Annotated in this window: 13 protein-coding genes; 8 read left to right on the forward strand and 5 right to left on the reverse strand. The window is 52.7% G+C overall.

Annotated elements, in window-relative coordinates:
• The first annotated feature begins 145 nt into the window (after positions 1-145).
• On the forward strand, positions 146-691 hold the full coding sequence (locus tag LG202_RS06110; protein WP_230347512.1) for a Spy/CpxP family protein refolding chaperone: 546 nt from the start codon (positions 146-148) through the stop codon (positions 689-691).
• Between the two features lie 122 nt (positions 692-813).
• Entirely contained in the window at positions 814-1,413 is a 600-nt protein-coding gene (locus LG202_RS06115) for an EF-hand domain-containing protein (RefSeq protein WP_230347513.1), read from the forward strand.
• Between the two features lie 72 nt (positions 1,414-1,485).
• Here the strand turns inward: LG202_RS06115 and LG202_RS06120 are convergent, their stop codons facing one another.
• The 5 genes from LG202_RS06120 to LG202_RS06140 all read right to left on the reverse strand — a co-directional run bounded on the left by LG202_RS06120 (position 1,486) and on the right by LG202_RS06140 (position 5,594).
• Positions 1,486-1,767 (reverse strand): type II toxin-antitoxin system RelE family toxin, encoded by a 282-nt coding sequence (locus LG202_RS06120; RefSeq protein WP_230347514.1) that lies wholly within the window; start codon positions 1,765-1,767, stop codon positions 1,486-1,488.
• Positions 1,757-2,005: a type II toxin-antitoxin system Phd/YefM family antitoxin gene (locus tag LG202_RS06125; protein ID WP_230347515.1), complete on the reverse strand. Its 249-nt coding sequence runs from the start codon at positions 2,003-2,005 to the stop codon at positions 1,757-1,759. The genes LG202_RS06120 and LG202_RS06125 overlap by 11 nt, the downstream gene beginning before the upstream one ends.
• Before the next feature lie 99 nt (positions 2,006-2,104).
• Entirely contained in the window at positions 2,105-3,022 is a 918-nt protein-coding gene (locus tag LG202_RS06130; RefSeq protein ID WP_230347516.1) for a hypothetical protein, read from the reverse strand.
• A gap of 52 nt (positions 3,023-3,074) precedes the next feature.
• Positions 3,075-3,641 (reverse strand): hypothetical protein, encoded by a 567-nt coding sequence (locus LG202_RS06135; RefSeq protein WP_230347517.1) that lies wholly within the window; start codon positions 3,639-3,641, stop codon positions 3,075-3,077.
• Positions 3,642-3,692: 51 nt separating this feature from the next.
• Positions 3,693-5,594: an ATP-binding cassette domain-containing protein gene (locus tag LG202_RS06140; protein ID WP_230347518.1), complete on the reverse strand. Its 1,902-nt coding sequence runs from the start codon at positions 5,592-5,594 to the stop codon at positions 3,693-3,695.
• Positions 5,595-5,813: 219 nt separating this feature from the next.
• On the opposite strand from LG202_RS06140, the gene LG202_RS06145 reads away from it, so the two are divergent.
• The 6 genes from LG202_RS06145 to LG202_RS06170 all read left to right on the forward strand — a co-directional run bounded on the left by LG202_RS06145 (position 5,814) and on the right by LG202_RS06170 (position 16,851).
• Complete coding sequence (locus tag LG202_RS06145) at positions 5,814-9,668, forward strand: YhdP family protein (RefSeq protein WP_230347519.1); 3,855 nt, start codon at positions 5,814-5,816, stop codon at positions 9,666-9,668.
• Positions 9,669-9,734: 66 nt separating this feature from the next.
• Positions 9,735-10,592, forward strand: a complete 858-nt coding sequence (locus LG202_RS06150) for a carbon-nitrogen hydrolase family protein (RefSeq protein WP_230347520.1) — start codon at positions 9,735-9,737, stop codon at positions 10,590-10,592.
• Positions 10,593-10,822: 230 nt separating this feature from the next.
• Positions 10,823-12,298, forward strand: a complete 1,476-nt coding sequence (gene tldD, locus LG202_RS06155) for a metalloprotease TldD (protein ID WP_230347521.1) — start codon at positions 10,823-10,825, stop codon at positions 12,296-12,298.
• A gap of 78 nt (positions 12,299-12,376) precedes the next feature.
• On the forward strand, positions 12,377-12,652 hold the full coding sequence (locus LG202_RS06160) for a DUF2934 domain-containing protein (protein ID WP_230347522.1): 276 nt from the start codon (positions 12,377-12,379) through the stop codon (positions 12,650-12,652).
• Between the two features lie 153 nt (positions 12,653-12,805).
• Positions 12,806-16,210: a transcription-repair coupling factor gene (gene mfd, locus LG202_RS06165; RefSeq protein WP_230347523.1), complete on the forward strand. Its 3,405-nt coding sequence runs from the start codon at positions 12,806-12,808 to the stop codon at positions 16,208-16,210.
• Between the two features lie 2 nt (positions 16,211-16,212).
• A complete protein-coding gene (locus tag LG202_RS06170) occupies positions 16,213-16,851 on the forward strand; it encodes a DedA family protein (protein ID WP_230347524.1) in 639 nt (212 codons plus the stop codon).
• The last annotated feature ends 43 nt before the right edge of the window (positions 16,852-16,894 follow it).

Raw genomic sequence — 16,894 nt, forward strand, 5'->3', positions numbered from 1 at the left:
ATAACCATTCACCCCTCAACACGACATGCCCCAGATGGCAAATTTACCTATCTTTACCCGCAGTTAACGGCAATTAACACCAGCCAGCAGCAAAATTTCCGCTCACATGTTTCGTCATTATTGTGCCTGAGAGAAAGGAAAGAACATGAACACCCACCACACCCTAGTCCGTATCCTGATCACCAGTGTATTAACGCTATCTAGCACCTGGGTAAACGCAGAGCCCCCACATCCAGAGGACGCACCACCGAAAGCAGGCCCAGGACTTGTGCAGGAAACCCCTGGATTTGGCTTGCCGCCTCATCTCGCTGCATTGGGATTGAGCGAGACCCAAGAAGATAAAATCTTTTACATCCTGCATGCAGAAGCACCTGCAATACGTAACAACTTCAAGCAACAACGCAAGTTGCGCGAAGAAATCGACAAGCTTGTCGCCGCCCCTAGCTTCGATGAAAAGAAAGCAAGGCAATTGAGCACAGAGCTAGCACGCGCTCAAGGCGAGGCTATCTTCTCTCGTATCAACACCGAATCACGCATTCGCGCCCTGCTCACAACAGAACAACTCATCAAGCTTGATGAAAAACGCGAGCTAGACAAACCACGCCCCGAGGCTCGTCCAGAGCACCCCCCACTACCAGCCAGCAAGTCATGGGAAAACCGTCCCAGGGAGCCAATACTCAAGCAGATGTAGGGTTTACATAGCTTTACCCGGCTTTACACCTCACAGGCAAAACTTGGGCGCATCATATCCGTTAGCAACTCCATGAGCAGGGCAACTGCCCTGCTGAGAACACCAACAACCAGGAGAACAACATGATCAGTAGTATTTCGGGAAGTGCGTCCCAGATAGCCAGCTCGATTTTCAGCAAGCTGGATACCAGCAACAAAGGATATATTGAGCAAGCAGACCTGCAATCGGCCCTAAGCAAGATCAATGGCAACGATGACAGCAGCAATACTGATGAATTGTTCAGCTCGCTGGATAGCGACAGCGATGGCAAACTGACGGAATCAGAACTCAGCAGCGGCATCAGCAACCTGCTGAGCGAACTGAACAGCCAGTTCAACAACTCACGCGTGCAAGGCGGTATGCCACCGCCTCCTCCGCCACAAGGCGAAGAAGAGGATGAAGGCTATACCCAAGACGAACTGGAAAGCATTGCCTCCAGCACAGATGATAGCCAACTATCCAGCCTAATGAGCACCATCGCCGCCAACTTTGAAGCAGCGGATACCAACCAAGATGGCAAAGTGAGTGCCAAGGAAGCCATGGAATATCAGCGTCAGAATGAAGGCAATCAAGCCAAACCATCAGAAGATAACAGCATCAACCGACAGATTGGGCAATTGATTGCAGCCTATGGCAGTAGTGATAGCACAAGCAATACGAGCGCTCTGAGTTTGGCAGCCTGATTAAGCTTAAAAACATTAAAGGCACCTTTAAAAGTGCCTTTAGTTTCATTCCTCGCTATTGTTCCTGCCTCGCTAACGCTTTACCGCAGCCTTATATACCGCGTTCCGCTCACGCTTGCCAACGGCCACCACAATAACAATCAGCTCATTGTCACGGACCTCATACACAAGCCTATAGCCCACACTACGCAGCTTGATCTTGTAACGGTCTTTCTGACCACTTAACTTGGCAGCAGGCACACGCGGATTCTCTAACCGTTCCGCAAGCTTGGCCTTGAATTGCTCGCGAGTGTTGTTGTCCAGCTTACTCCACTCCTTTAAAGCCTCTTCCAGAAAACCAAGCTCAAATCTCATCAAGCTGAACCCTGATGACAGGCTGTCCTTCACGAGCATCCGCAATGGCATTCAGCTCCATATCTTCGAGCTTCTCAAGCAAGGCCTCGTAAGCCTTCGCAGGAACGCAGTAAAAGGCAGGAGCATTCCGATTGAGAATCGCCACTGGGAACCCTTCCCCAGCAGCAACAGTACCCATGGGATTCTTTTTTAGTTCGGAAATGCTGGCAGTAGTTTCGGCTAATATCAAGTTGGACATGATTATTCCAAGGTCTATTTAATAACATTGATAATAGTACCTTTAAACGGTCTTATCAATGTTGATCGCTAAATCCACTTAATTTGGTTGCTTGATTAGCTAACGAACGAATGAATTAAATCCGCTTAGGGTACACTCACTTGACCGAATGCTTATATCATGAATAGACGTGAACAACTCCGCCACCAAGGGCGATTCGAGCTTGAAATCTAAATTTGAGAGATCCGGTACTCTAAAGAATGTTTCTCCATCATCAGGTACAACCATTGGCAAAACCTCTCCACGTTTGTGGCATTCCTCCATGACTTGTACAAGCTTAGCCTTGTGAAGGCTTAAGTCCCGGATGTCGATAAAGTGGGTGCCGTGTAGCACATCATCGTTAACGGATAGATGTGGTTTCACTATTGCTATCTCTTCCGAAACGCCCTCTGCAAAACCACAGCACGCCATTGATAGTAGTGGAGTTGACGCTGTGTGATGCCTGTATATAAACTCGCAAGCTTGACTACGCAGTTCTTTGTTGCGCACAGCCCCAATGCCGCTTGCAAGCACTTCCGTTAATGGACGAACGCCTAGCGTTTCGCCTAACCAATATCTCTCCATCCAATCGGTCTCCTTGGAGGTCAAATAAGAAGTGATCCATTCTGAGTCAACTCGAGTTAAATGGTTTGCGGAAAAATCAACTGGCGATATGTATTTCTTCTTGTCAGGGATTTTCCAACGCTCAACAGCAGCATGTGCATCAGCTTCGCTTTCAAAAAAGTACACACCTGTAAGCCGAGAAACAGACCCTCTTGCTACTTGCTGACGAACTTGCTCAAGCTTCAACTCATTGAGAAAACGCCCATCACTCCCATCAAGTGCGAGACGACGGAGATGCGAATACATCCAGACTGATGTTCCATATGTGTAGCTGTTTATGTCGCAACTTGATTTGATGCGTCCAATTGCCACTTCCCATGCCACTAGTGGATTGTTGATGTTGAGGTAAGCATATAAACGAATGTTTGTTCCCATAGTTATTTTCTATTAACTTTCATAAATAGGCCAAACTAAAGATGACCTACACCTACTCACTCGCAAACGCCTCACACAGCATACTAAGCAACGCCCCCAGCATCGGTACCAATTCTTCCTTGTCGAATGGCGCTTCTTCATCCGTCGCGGCGATCACAAATGCCATCAGCACTTTCTCAACATCTTGGCGGTAATTCATCCAGTGTTCCGCTTCGGCATCGCCGATGAGCTGATATTTATGGTTGCCGGATTCGATAATTTCGGCCAGCTCTTCATTTTCCAGCTCGGCGAACAATGATCGGGCAATGGTGATGGCAGACGCTTTGTAATCTGGTTCTATGCCTTCGTCACCCAACGGGAGTGTCAGGTAGGTATACACCAGCATGGCATATGCCTGATAAACCGCCAGCATGTCGAAGTTTTCCACGCGCTCATCGGCTGGCGAGCGCCCCGCCTGTTTGATCGCTCGGAAAGTGATGTAACAGGCCAGGTAGGTCGAGGCTTCCAGCGCATCGTAATCTTCCAGATTGGTACTAGGTGGCTCGCCTGCATTGGTGCGGGCCTCATTGAGGCACAAGGCATAAGCCAGGCTTAATCTTTGTGAATAGCGTATTTCCATGGTCTTCCTTTGTACTTCGTCTTGAATTTAGCTTGAGAATGATAGTGTCTTTTAGCTGATTTCCGGCAACGCTTCTAGCTGCTCGTGCAAGCTCAGCCAGCGCTCTTCCGCTTGACCCAAGTGCTGTTCAAGCTCAGCCTGGCGCTTTTGCAGGTTTAACAAACGGGTTTTGTCTGCCTCCTGGTATAACTCAGGTGCCGCCAAAGCTTGCTCCAGTTGATTTTTCTCCGGTTGCCAAGCTGCCATTTTCTTTTCTATCTGCTCCAGCTCTTTTAGTAGCGGACGGCGCTCCTGCAGTCTGGCATGACGCTCGGCCTTGCTTTGCGCCCTGGCATTGGGTACGGCTTCTGGCTTGGATTTCTCCTCTTCAGCCTTGTCCCGCAGTCGTTGCTCGTTAAGCCAATTACGGTAATCTTCAAGATCGCCTTCAAACTCCTGCACCTTGCCATCAGCCACCAGCAGGAAGCGATCACAGGTAGCACGCAGCAAGGCACGATCATGCGACACCAGCACCATGCCGCCCTGGTAATCCTGCAATGCCATGGTGAGGGCATGGCGCATTTCCAAGTCAAGGTGGTTGGTCGGCTCGTCCAGCAGTAAAAGGTTAGGACGTTGCCAGATCAACAATGCCAACGCCAGCCTGGATTTTTCCCCTCCGGAAAACGCGCCCACGGCACTGGTCGCCATATCACCACGAAAATCAAAGCCTCCAAGATAGTTGCGGTGCTCTTGCTCGCGTGTTTCCGGGTCCAGCCGCAGCATGTGCTGCAAGGGTGACTCGTCAGGGCGTAGTTGTTCCAGTTGGTGCTGGGCAAAGTAGCCCAGGCGCAAATCCTTGCCTTCCACGCGCTTGCCTTGCAGCGGTGCCATGGTATTGGCGAGTAGCTTGATGAGGGTAGATTTACCCGCACCGTTGCGGCCCAGCAAGCCAACCCGCTCACCAGGGCGCAAGGTCAGCATGATGTGCTGCAAGATGATGGTAGATTGGTAGCCCGCATCGGCCTGATCTAATACCAGCAATGGGTCTGGCGCCGAAAGTGGTGCGCGAAAGCTGAAACTGAACGGGCTATCCACGTGCGCCGCATTGATCATCTCCATGCGTTCCAAGGCTTTGATACGGCTTTGCGCTTGTCGTGCCTTGGTTGCCTGGGCGCGAAAACGGTCAATATACTTGTGCAAGTGCGCCACTTCACGCTGCTGGCGCTCATAACTTGCCTGCTGTTGAACCAGGCGCTCGGCACGCTGTCGCTCAAAATCAGAGTAGCCACCGCGATACAAGGTCAGCTTTTGCTGCTCGATATGCGCAATGTGGTTGACGATGGCATCAAGAAAATCGCGGTCATGCGAGATCAGCAGCAAGGTGCCGCGATAATCCTTGAGCCAGTTTTCCAGCCAGATCACGGCATCAAGATCGAGGTGGTTGGTCGGTTCATCAAGCAGCAGTAAATCAGAACGGCACATCAAGGCCCGCGCCAGGTTGAGCCGAACGCGCCAGCCACCAGAGAAATCAGATACGGGCCGCGCCAGATCAGCAGTGCCAAAGCCCAAGCCATGCAGCAACTCTGCCGCACGCGCCCGGGCGGAATATCCATCAATCTCCCCAAGGCGGGCATATAACTCCCCGACCTTCTCACCCTCTCCTGCCGCTTCAGCCTCACGTAACTGGGCCTCAACCTGCCTCAGTTCAACATCACCATCAAGGGTAAACTCTATCGCGGCATCGGCCAGTACAGGGGTTTCCTGGGCAACATGGGCAATGGTCCAGTGAGCTGGAATATCCAGCTCACCCGATTCGGGATGTAGCTCCCCGCGCAACATGGCAAATACGCTGGATTTTCCTGCGCCATTGGCGCCGGTCAGGCCAACCTTGTGGCCAGGATGAAGCTGGAAGCTTGCGCCTTCAATCAGGCACTTTACGCCACGATATAATTTGATGTTTTTAAGCTGAATCAAGAATGTCTACTCAATCAATGGACCAGGGGAAGAGAGGTTGCTAGCGGAACAATCAGGCAATATTTTGTGAACAATTGTTATTGTAAGCTAAACCTGGCAACTTTCGCCCTTCAAGCGTTGACCAACACCCGTGCCAATGAAATACTTCGGCATACTGATAAATATATAGCTCACAGGCACAAATCGTGCGGCTTCCGGCGATGATGATGCAATAAAGATATGGTCAAAAAGTCCCTGCTATGGTGTTACCGCACCACCCTCGCCCTGCTATGGTTTGCCATCATTGCATTCTCGATTATCGTCCTTGGGTTGCGCTACCTGATCCTGCCCAATATCGGCGATTACCGAGACCGCATTGCAGCCAAGGTGAGCACCGTTCTCGGCCAGACCGTGACTATCCAAGACCTGCATGCCAGCTGGAATGGTCTCAACCCGCATCTCTCATTGCGCAATATCGATATTTACGATGCCGATCAACGCGTCGCATTGTCCTTTCAGCACATTGAAGCCAGCGTCTCCTGGCTCAGTATCCCCTTACTGGAACCACGCCTCAGTTCATTGATCATTCATGATCCCGCATTGAGCATACGCCGCGAGGAAGATGGCACGATCTATGTCGCTGGCATGGCGACCAATGGCCCATCCAGACCGGAATTTGCCAATTGGTTGCTACGGCAAGCCAGCATTGATGTGCGCAATGCCAGCATCACCTGGCATGACGCATTGCGCAAAGCCCCTGCCCTCAGCCTGGACCAACTCAACCTGCATATAGAAAACCCGGCATGGAGCAGCCTGATAGGCCACCACCGTTTTGGCTTGCAAGCGATCCCGTCGGTCGCAGCCTCGGGGCCAATAGATGTACGCGGCAACGTTTACGGCAAGGATATCGGCCAGCCTGATGACTGGCGCGGCACCTTGTATGCCCATGCCGATGGCACCGACATTGCCGCATGGCGTCAATGGCTGCCCACAAACCTGATTGATATCCGCCAAGGCTATGGTGCTATGCGTGCCTGGCTGGAATTCGCCAATGGTGCGCCAAGAAAGCTCACCAGTGATGTCATCCTGCACAATGTTGTCAGCCACATCATCAAGGATCAACCAGAAGCCCGTTTACAACAGCTATCCGGCAGGTTGCAATGGATCAAGCACAAGGATGGCCAGGAGCTGACTGCCGATAGGCTCAAGATCGTCACGCCAAATGGCCTGGATATGCAGAATGGCACCATCGCACTGCGTGAGCGTCATGCAGGCGAACAACAAACATTGGAAGGCAATGTCGCGCTGGATGACATTTCACTGCCATCTGCGTATTTGCTTGCCTCCCATCTGCCACTACCTGAAAAACTCAAGCAAACCCTTGAAGAAATCAAGCCAGTAGGCGAATTACACAAGCTCAACATGGCCTGGACCAGTCATGGCGGGTTTCCGGAAAAGTATAAGTTGAGTACCCAGTTCAGTGATCTGGGCATGCGCCCTTATATGCACATCCCCGGCTTCAAGCAATTAAGTGGCAGCATCAATGCTGACCAGGATGGTGGCAGCCTGACGCTTAGCTCACGCAATGCCGAGCTTGAGTTCAAGGACATCTTGCGCTGGCCATTGCCTGCGGACAAACTCACCGGCCAGGTGAAGTGGAAAACCAATGAAGGCAAACCGGAAATCCGCGTCAGCAACCTCAATATTTCCAACCGTCACCTGGCTGGTGCCATTAATGCAAACTTCCAGCACAACCCCACGCAGGGCGACATGCTGGAGCTAGTCGGCAAGCTTAATCGTGTGAATGGGGAATATGCCCGCTTCTATTACCCATTGATTCTGGGCGAACAGACTTTGTCATGGTTGGATACATCCATCCTTGCCGGTAAAAGTGAGGATGTTAGCGTCATCATCAAAGGCAATCTGCGCGAATTTCCTTTTGATGGCAACAAAAACGGCTTGTTCCAGGTCAAGGCCAAGATTCATGATGGCCAGCTGAAGTTTGCCCCCGAGTGGCCAAAGATCGATAACATCGCTCTCGATATGCTGTTTGAAGGCAATCGCATGGAGTTAAATGCCAACAAGGGCAATACACTAGGCACACAAGTCATCAAGAGCCAGGTAGTGATTCCCAACCTGGCTTCCCACCAGCCCGTCCTGAGCGTAGTCAGCGAAGGGCAAGGCCCCATTAGCAATGGCATCCAATACCTCAACTCCAGCCCGCTGGTCGAGATTGTGGGTGGATTCACGAAAGGCCTGGAAACCAGTGGCAATGGTAAGCTGGCACTGGATTTGCAGATTCCACTCAATGATGTCGATGCGACCAAGGTCAAGGGTAGCTACACCATCATCAATGGCAGCCTATCGAGCGATGACACCCCACCATTGACACGCATCAATGGCAAACTTGATTTCACTGAAAGTGGCCTGCGTGGGCAAAATATCGGTACCTGGGTCTATGGCGGGCCTGCACAAGTCAGCCTGAGCTCAGGCAAGGATAAGTCGGTGCGCATCAGTGCACGCGGGCAAGTCAGTGATGCTGGTTTGCGCTCCAGCTTTGATACGGGCATATTTGACAGGATATTTGGCACGGCAGATTGGACCGGCAATATCAATGCCAGCCCCAATGGCGTGGATATCCTGATCAACTCCACCCTGCAAGGCATGACCTCCAGCCTGCCCTTCCCGCTCAACAAGGCCATGAACGACAATGTGCCTTTGCGCATTGAACGTAAACAACCCAACCCCAATCGGGACAATATCAGCGTTAACTATGGCAGCAACCTGGGCGCAGTATTCGTGCGTACCAAGCAGGGCAATGGCAACTGGCAGATTGAACGTGGCGATATTGGCCTGAACGTGACACCAACGCTGCCTCAACAGCCCGGCATTAGCGTACATGGCAAGATGGATCTACTTGATGTAGACGAATGGCGCGAACTCTCCAGCAGTACCAAGGGCAAGAACCAGCAAGCCAACGATAGCCTCAATATCAGCAAGGTAGACCTTGCTATCAACAAGCTGGATGTGTTTGACCGCCGCATCAATGACCTCAAGCTCACCGCCACGGCGATCAAGGATGGCTGGCAAATGCAGGCGCAAAGCAAGGAGCTGACCGGGGATATTCAATGGCTGAGCCAAGGTAGCGGCAAAGTGCTGGCCCGCCTCAAGCGCCTGAGCATTCCATCCTCTACGCCCGATACTGCACAGTTGCGCACCCAAGGCCAATTCAGCCAACAGAGCAATGTCAGCGAATACCCTTCGCTAGATATCGTGGCCGAGAGTTTTGAATATGGCACCAAGCAACTGGGCAAGCTGGAGTTGCTTGCCAACGAGCACAATAATGACTGGAGCATTGAAAAGCTGCGCATATCCTCCCCTGAAAGCGAACTTAATGCCGATGGCGAATGGCACAACTGGAAACGCGCGCCTAATACCAGACTCAATATCAACTGGAAAATCGCCAATGTCGGCAAGACCCTGGAGCGTTTTGGCTATCCCAATGCCATCAAGGACGGCAACGCCAACCTCACCGGCCAACTCAAGTGGCCGGGTAGCCCACATGACTTTGAGACTACCCGGTTAAGCGGCGACTTGCAGCTGGATGTACGCAAAGGCCAGATTCTCAAGATACAGCCTGGCGTTGGTCGCTTGTTCAGCGTACTGACGCTGCAGAACCTGCCGCGCCGCCTCACCTTTGATTTCCGTGATGTATTCAGCAGTGGATTTGCCTTCGACAAGATTGGCGCCAATGTCCGTATCGATAATGGCATCATGCGCAGCGACGACTTCCGCCTGGAAGGTCCGACTGCACTGGTACAAATGACAGGCGAAACCGACCTGCAAAAGGAAACCCAGCACCTCAAGGTCAAGGTAACACCTTATGTCAGCGACAGCCTATCGATTGCAGCACTGGCAGGTGGCCCCGTGGTAGGTGCCGCCACTTATATTGCCCAAAAGCTGTTGAAAGACCCTTTGAACCAGATTGCCTCATCAGAGTATGAGTTTGTCGGCACCTGGGACAACCCGGTTGAAATCAAGGCAGGCAGCAAGCGTGACAATAACAACCAAACGCCACTGCCACTAGGGCGATGAGTGATGTCGCTCGTACAAATGCAACAAACTAACCCGATAATTCGTCATCCGTCCGGAAAATAAAACATGGCTATCAAATCAAGAGAAAAAGTTGCCAAGAGCAAAGCCAAGAACTCCATCCCTGGCATTAATCGTATTGCAGCCATCCAGATGGCCTCTGGCCCTTACGTTGCTGCCAACCTGAGCGAGGCCGAGCGCCTAATCGAAATTGCCGTCAATATGGGAGCAAAGCTGATCGCCCTGCCAGAATATTTTGCCATTATGGGCATCAAAGATACTGACAAGGTTGCCGTCCGTGAAAAAGAAGGCAGTGGCCCTATCCAGCGTTTTCTTGCCAAAACAGCCAAGAAGCACCAGGTATGGATCATCGGTGGCTCGGTGCCCCTGGAGTCAGATAATCCAGACAAGGTACGTAACGCCTGCTTGGTATACGACGACAAGGGCAAACAGGTAGCACGCTACGACAAGATCCACCTGTTTGGCTTTGAGCAAGGCCAGGAGCATTACCAAGAAAAGAAAACCATTGAGCCTGGCGATGCCGTTGTGACAGTGGATACGCCTTTCGGCAAGCTGGGGCTTTCCATCTGCTATGACTTACGTTTCCCCGAGCTGTACCGCGCCATGGGTGATGTCGACATCATCGCCGTGCCGTCCGCCTTCACCGAAACCACCGGTAAAGCCCATTGGGAAACACTGATCCGTGCCCGCGCTATCGAGAATCTCTGTTACGTGATCGCCCCCGGTCAAGGCGGCTACCACGCTTCGGGGCGCGAAACCCATGGCAACAGCATGATCGTGGACCCCTGGGGGGTCGTACAGGATAGGCTACCTCGTGGCTCAGGTGTCGTAATTTCATCCATCAACACCGCCTACCTCAAGAGCCTGCGCAAAAGCCTGCCAGCTTTGAAACACCGCAAGCTATAAAGCTATCGCGACTAGGTTCTGGCTTCGTTACTCTGCCTTTTATCACGACTTATATGATGGCAGAGCAACTAGCCAGGATCACTCGAATATTGTTCGTTAATACGACTATCTGGCTTGAAAAAGCGCTGATCTACTCCATCTCTTGAGCATCATTTACAGAAAATACTTATGTTCCGTCATCCCAACGCACTGTTATGATGGAATCCATGCAACTTGGAAGACGCTTTACCATGAAACCCGATAGCTTACCCACCGCCTCCAGCCCTGCGACAGATTCGCACTTCAACACAGCGACAGAAACCCTGCTCGCCCCCAGTGGCCTGGATGTTGGCCAGCTACAAGGCGTGATTGGCAATATCATGTCGCATCAAGTCGATTATGCCGACCTGTATTTTCAATACAGCCGGGCGGAAAGCTGGGGGCTGGAAGAAGGCCAGGTGAAATCAGGCAACTTCAGCATAGATCAAGGCGTAGGCGTGCGTGCCGTGAGCGGCGAGAAAACCGCATTTGCTTATTCCGACGACATCAACCTGCCCGCACTCAAGCAGGCAGCCAATGCTACGCGCGCCATTGCTGCACTTGGCGAAGAAAAACAAGGCCAGGCGGTTCAGCGCTTTAGCGCTCCCCAGCTTTATGTGCCGCAAGACCCCATCGCATCGCTCAGCGCCGAGGCCAAGGTCAAGTTGCTAGAGCGCCTGGAGATGTATGCCCGTAAGGCAGACCCTCGCATCACTCAGGTGATGGCCTCAGTCGCGGGTGAATATGAAGTCATTATGGTCGCGCGTCATGATGGGGTAATGGCAGCGGACGTGCGCCCCTTGGTGCGTCTCTCGATCCAGGTCATCGCCGAACATAATGGCAGGCGCGAGCAAGGCTCTGCAGGCGGCGGCGGACGTTTCGATTACAGTTATTTCACCGATGAGATTTTACAGGATTATGCGCAGAAAGCCGTGCACCAAGCCCTGGTCAACCTTGAGGCTCGCCCTGCGCCAGCAGGCAGCATGACCGTCGTTCTAGGCTCAGGTTGGCCCGGCATCCTGCTACATGAAGCGATCGGGCATGGACTGGAAGGTGACTTCAATCGCAAGGGCAGCTCTGCATTCAGCAATGCCATTGGCCAACAGGTAGCTGCCAAGGGATTAACAGTGGTCGATGACGGCACCATCAGCAATCGTCGCGGCTCGCTTAATATTGATGATGAAGGCAACCCTACCCAGCGCACTGTGCTGATCGAGGATGGCATCTTGCGCGGCTACATTCAGGACAGCCTCAATGCACGCCTGATGAACATGGCGCTTACCGGCAATGCACGCCGTGAATCTTATGCCCACATCCCCATGCCGCGCATGACTAACACCTACATGCTCAACGGTAATATGGCACCAGAGGAAATTATCAAGTCGGTAAAGAGGGGCTTGTATGCAGCCAACTTTGGCGGTGGTCAGGTCGACATCACCAGCGGCAAGTTCGTCTTCTCCGCAGCTGAAGCCTGGATGATCGAGGATGGCAAACTCGCCTATCCGGTCAAGGGCGCAACCTTGATCGGCAATGGCCCTGATGTTCTCACCCGCGTTTCCATGATAGGCAATGATATGGCGCTGGACAGCGGCGTTGGCACTTGCGGCAAGGAGGGCCAGAGCGTGCCTGTCGGTGTGGGCCAGCCTACACTACGCATTGACGGCTTGACGGTGGGCGGAACGGTTTAATATGATGGAGGTGAAGGTTATCGCCTTCACCTACCCTGAACGCTGCATAGAAGTCCCGACCACAAGAAAGGATTCGACATGGCTACACCCAGCAAGAGCACCACTGCAAAAAAAACTGCCGCGCCCAAGACCTCCACAGCCAAATCTGTGACCCCCAAGAAAACCACTACCAAAAAAGCCAGCACCAGCAAGGCCAAGACAACGGATACCGCTAGCCAGATCAGTCCAGAAGAACATTATCGTATGGTCGAGGTTGCCGCGTATTTTCTTGCTGAACGTAATGGCTTTGCTGGCAGCCCGGTGGAATACTGGACAGCCGCTGAAGCGCAAATCAACAAACTGCTTAGCAAGTAATAGTAATTCTGTCTTCTGGCATGTCCGCAAGCGGACAGCCTGGAAGGCATCTTGAAGCATTGCAACAACTACACCTGCCCAATGCACTATTAGCCGCGCTATAAGGTGAAAAGGCTATAATAAGCCGTTTATTCCATCTATCACGGCAAAGCAATGCAGTTTTCCCTGCCCATCCCGGCAACTGGTCAATCCAACCGACTTGATCCACTAACACCTGGCACGGATAGCCTGGCCTTAGCCCGGCTGGCCATAGAACGATCACAGGTATCGGCAAAATCGCCTATCGTCGTCATTACCTCCAATGCCTTCGATGCCCAGCGACTCCTGGAGGAAATTCCCTGGTATGCGCCGCAATTGCGGGTGCATATGCTGCCGGACTGGGAAACCCTTCCTTACGACCATTTCTCACCGCACCCTGACCTGATTTCTGAACGGCTAGCCACGCTGTACCAGATCAGCCAAAACAGTTGCGATATTGTCCTTGTGCCAATATCAACAGCACTGATACGCCTACCGCCCAATGCTTATTTGGCAGCGCATACCTTCATGCTGAAAAAAGGTCAGACACTGGATATCGAAGCATTGCGCAACCAATGCGCCAATGCTGGCTATCACCATGTCAGCCAAGTCATGAGCCCAGGTGAATTCAGCGTGCGTGGCGGCCTCATCGACCTGTTCCCAATGGGTAGCACATTGCCCTACCGCCTGGACTTGTTTGATGACGAGATAGAAACCATCCGTACCTTTGATGTCGATAGCCAGCGCAGTCTCTACCCAGTCGCCGATATCCGCCTGCTGCCTGCCAAGGAGTTCCCGCTCGATGAAAACGGTATTGCCCGTTTTCGCCAGAACTTCCGCGAGATATTTGAGGGTGATCCGTCGCGCAGCCGTATTTACAAGGATGTCTCCAAGGGTATCGCCAGTGGTGGTATCGAATGGTATCTGCCTTTATTTTTTGAGCAGACGGCTACCTTGCTGGATTATGTCCCAGCAGATGCCCTGCTCTGCCTGCATGGCAATCTTGACCAGGCAGCACAAGCCTTTTGGCACGATGCGCAATCACGTTATCGCCAGTTGGCGCACGACCCTGAGCGCCCCATCCTCAAGCCAGAAATCCTGCTGATCAAAGCGGATGAACTCTTCAGCCAAAGCCATGCCTGGGCTAGGTTGCAATTGAGCCTGGATGCAGAAAAGAAACTGCCTGCATTGGAGGTGGAGCGCCGCTCGGAACAACCACTGCACAAGCTGCAAGACTACACGCGCCGTTTCAAGGGTCGCACCCTGATTGCTGCCGAAAGCCTGGGCCGCCGCGAAACCATGGCCCAGCTATTCAATGATCACGGCATCACTTATGAGCCCTGCGACGACTGGCAAAGCTTCCAGGCTAGCAAAGCGCCTGTGATGCTGGGCATCAGCCCCTTGCATGGCGGTTTTGTCCTGGATGACGTGGCCGTGATCACCGAGGCCGAGCTATATGCCAACACCGTACGCCAGCAACGCCGCCGCGACAAGGAGAAACAACGCAACACCGAGGGCATGCTCAAGGATTTATCCGAACTGCGTGAACATGACCCGGTCGTCCATGAGCAACACGGTGTGGGGCGTTACCGTGGCTTGGTCAATATTGATTTTGGCGAAGGCGAGACCGAGTTCCTCTTGCTGGAATATGCAGGCGACGACAAATTGTATGTTCCCGTCTCGCAACTATTCCTGATCTCGCGCTATTCCGGCGGCCCACCGGAATCCGCCCCTTTGCACCGCCTGGGGAGTGGTCATTGGGAAAAGGCCAAGAAAAAAGCTCTCAAGCAAGTGCGGGATACTGCCGCAGAGTTGCTCAACCTTTACGCCCAGCGAGCTGCGCGCAAAGGTCACGCCTTCACCTTGGGCCTGCATGACTATGAAGCCTTTGCGGAAGGTTTCCCCTTCGAGGAAACGACAGATCAACTTGCCGCAATTGAGGCCGTCATCAGCGATATGCAATCTGGCCGCCCCATGGATAGACTGGTTTGCGGCGATGTCGGCTTTGGCAAGACAGAAGTGGCGCTACGCGCCGCGTTTGTTGCTGTCATGGGTGGCAGGCAGGTAGCCGTGCTGGTGCCTACCACACTCCTCGCAGAGCAACACTTCAATAATTTCAGTGACCGTTTTGCCGATTGGCCAATCAAGATTGCGGAAATTTCACGCTTCCGTACTGCCAAGGAGCAAACCCAGGCACTCAAGGGTCTGGAAGATGGCAGCATCGATATTGTGATCGGCACTCACCGCCTGATACAAAAAGACATTCATTTCAAGAATCTTGGCCTGGTCATTCTTGATGAGGAGCACCGTTTTGGCGTGCGCCAGAAAGAACAGCTTAAGGCCATGCGTGCCGAGGTTGATGTACTAACCCTCACCGCTACGCCAATTCCTCGTACGCTATCCATGGCAATGGAAGGCCTGCGCGAATTCTCCGTGATTGCTACACCACCGCAAAAACGCCTGGCAATCAAGACCTTTGCTACGACTTATTCCGAAGGCATTATTCGCGAAGCCGCCATGCGTGAATTCAAGCGCGGTGGACAAGTGTATTTCCTGCATAACGAGGTGGATACCATCTTCGTTATGAAGGAAAAGCTGGAAAAAATCTTGCCCGAAGCGCGTATTGGCATCGCCCACGGCCAGTTACGCGAACGTGAACTTGAACATGTGATGCGTGACTTTTACCAGCAGCGTTTCAACCTGCTGCTGTGCACCACCATTATCGAGACCGGCATCGATGTGCCCACCGCCAATACCATCATCATGAACCGCGCTGATATGTTTGGCCTGGCACAATTGCACCAGTTACGTGGTCGCGTAGGCCGCTCACACCATCAGGCCTATGCTTACCTGCTTACCGACCCAGACCGCAACATCACGCCGCAAGCGCAGAAACGCCTGGATGCAATCCAGTTACTGGAAGACTTGGGCGCAGGCTTTCACCTGGCAATGCACGATCTGGAAATCCGCGGTGCGGGCGAACTACTGGGCGATAGCCAAAGTGGTGAAATGCAGGAAATTGGTTTTACCCTTTACTCCGACATGCTCAATCACGCCGTGAAACAGCTCAAGGCAGGCAAGGAGCCTGACCTATCGGCACCGCTCGGCGTGACTACCGAGATCAACCTGCATACGCCTGCCTTGTTGCCGAACGATTATTGCCCTGATGTGCACGAGCGCCTGGTACTCTACAAGCGACTAGCCAACTGCAACGACGATGACGACCTCGACACCATGCAGGAAGAGCTGATTGACCGCTTTGGCTTACTCCCGGAGCAAGGCGAAGCCCTGATGGCTTGCCACCGCTTGCGCATTGCGGCAAAACCACTGGGAATCAACAAGATTGACGCCAGCGATTCAGCAATCCAGCTGCACTTTGCGCCGAGCACAGAGCTAGACCCAACCAAACTCATCGCACTGCTGCAACGTGACCGCCGCTGCCGCATGAATGGGCCGGACAAACTCAGGGTTACGGTACAATACCCCAGCATCGCACAACGTGCGGACTTCATCAAAAACCTGCTCAAGGAACTCATCTAAACATGTTGGAAAAAATCATCGCCGCAGTAGCGGCCTGGATCATGGGCATCATCTCCACCATGGGGTATGGTGGCATTGTGCTGTTGATGGCGATTGAGTCCGCCTGCATTCCCCTGCCTTCAGAAATCATCATGCCATTTGCTGGCTACCTGGTTTTCACAGGTGAGCTGACATTATGGGGCGTGGCACTGGCTGGTGCTGTGGGTTGCGTGGTTGGCTCTATCCCTGCCTATTACCTCGGCATGTTTGGTGGACGTCCCTTGGTGGAAAAGTACGGCAAATGGGTACTGATTTCCCATCATGACCTGCACCTGGCTGACCGCTGGTTTGCCAAGTATGGCGAAATCATTATCTTCATTGGTCGCCTGTTGCCAGCAGTGCGCACCTTTATTGCGTTCCCCGCCGGTGTTGCCCGCATGGCAATGGGCAAGTTTATCGCTTACACCTTCGCTGGCTCGTTGATCTGGTGTTATTTCCTGGCCTATGCCGGCATGAAGTTCGGACAGCATTGGGAAGCTCTAGAAGTCTATTTCCATCAATTCCACATGGTGCTGGTTGTAGCTGGCGTCATATTCGCTGTCTGGTATATCCGCCGCCACCTGAAGGCAATCCGCCGGGCGCATCACCACGATCATCACTGAGTATTCTGGGTAGTCTTGCATCTGTCTAGGCGACCAAGACTAA

It is taken from the genome of Methylobacillus methanolivorans (assembly GCF_054588515.1).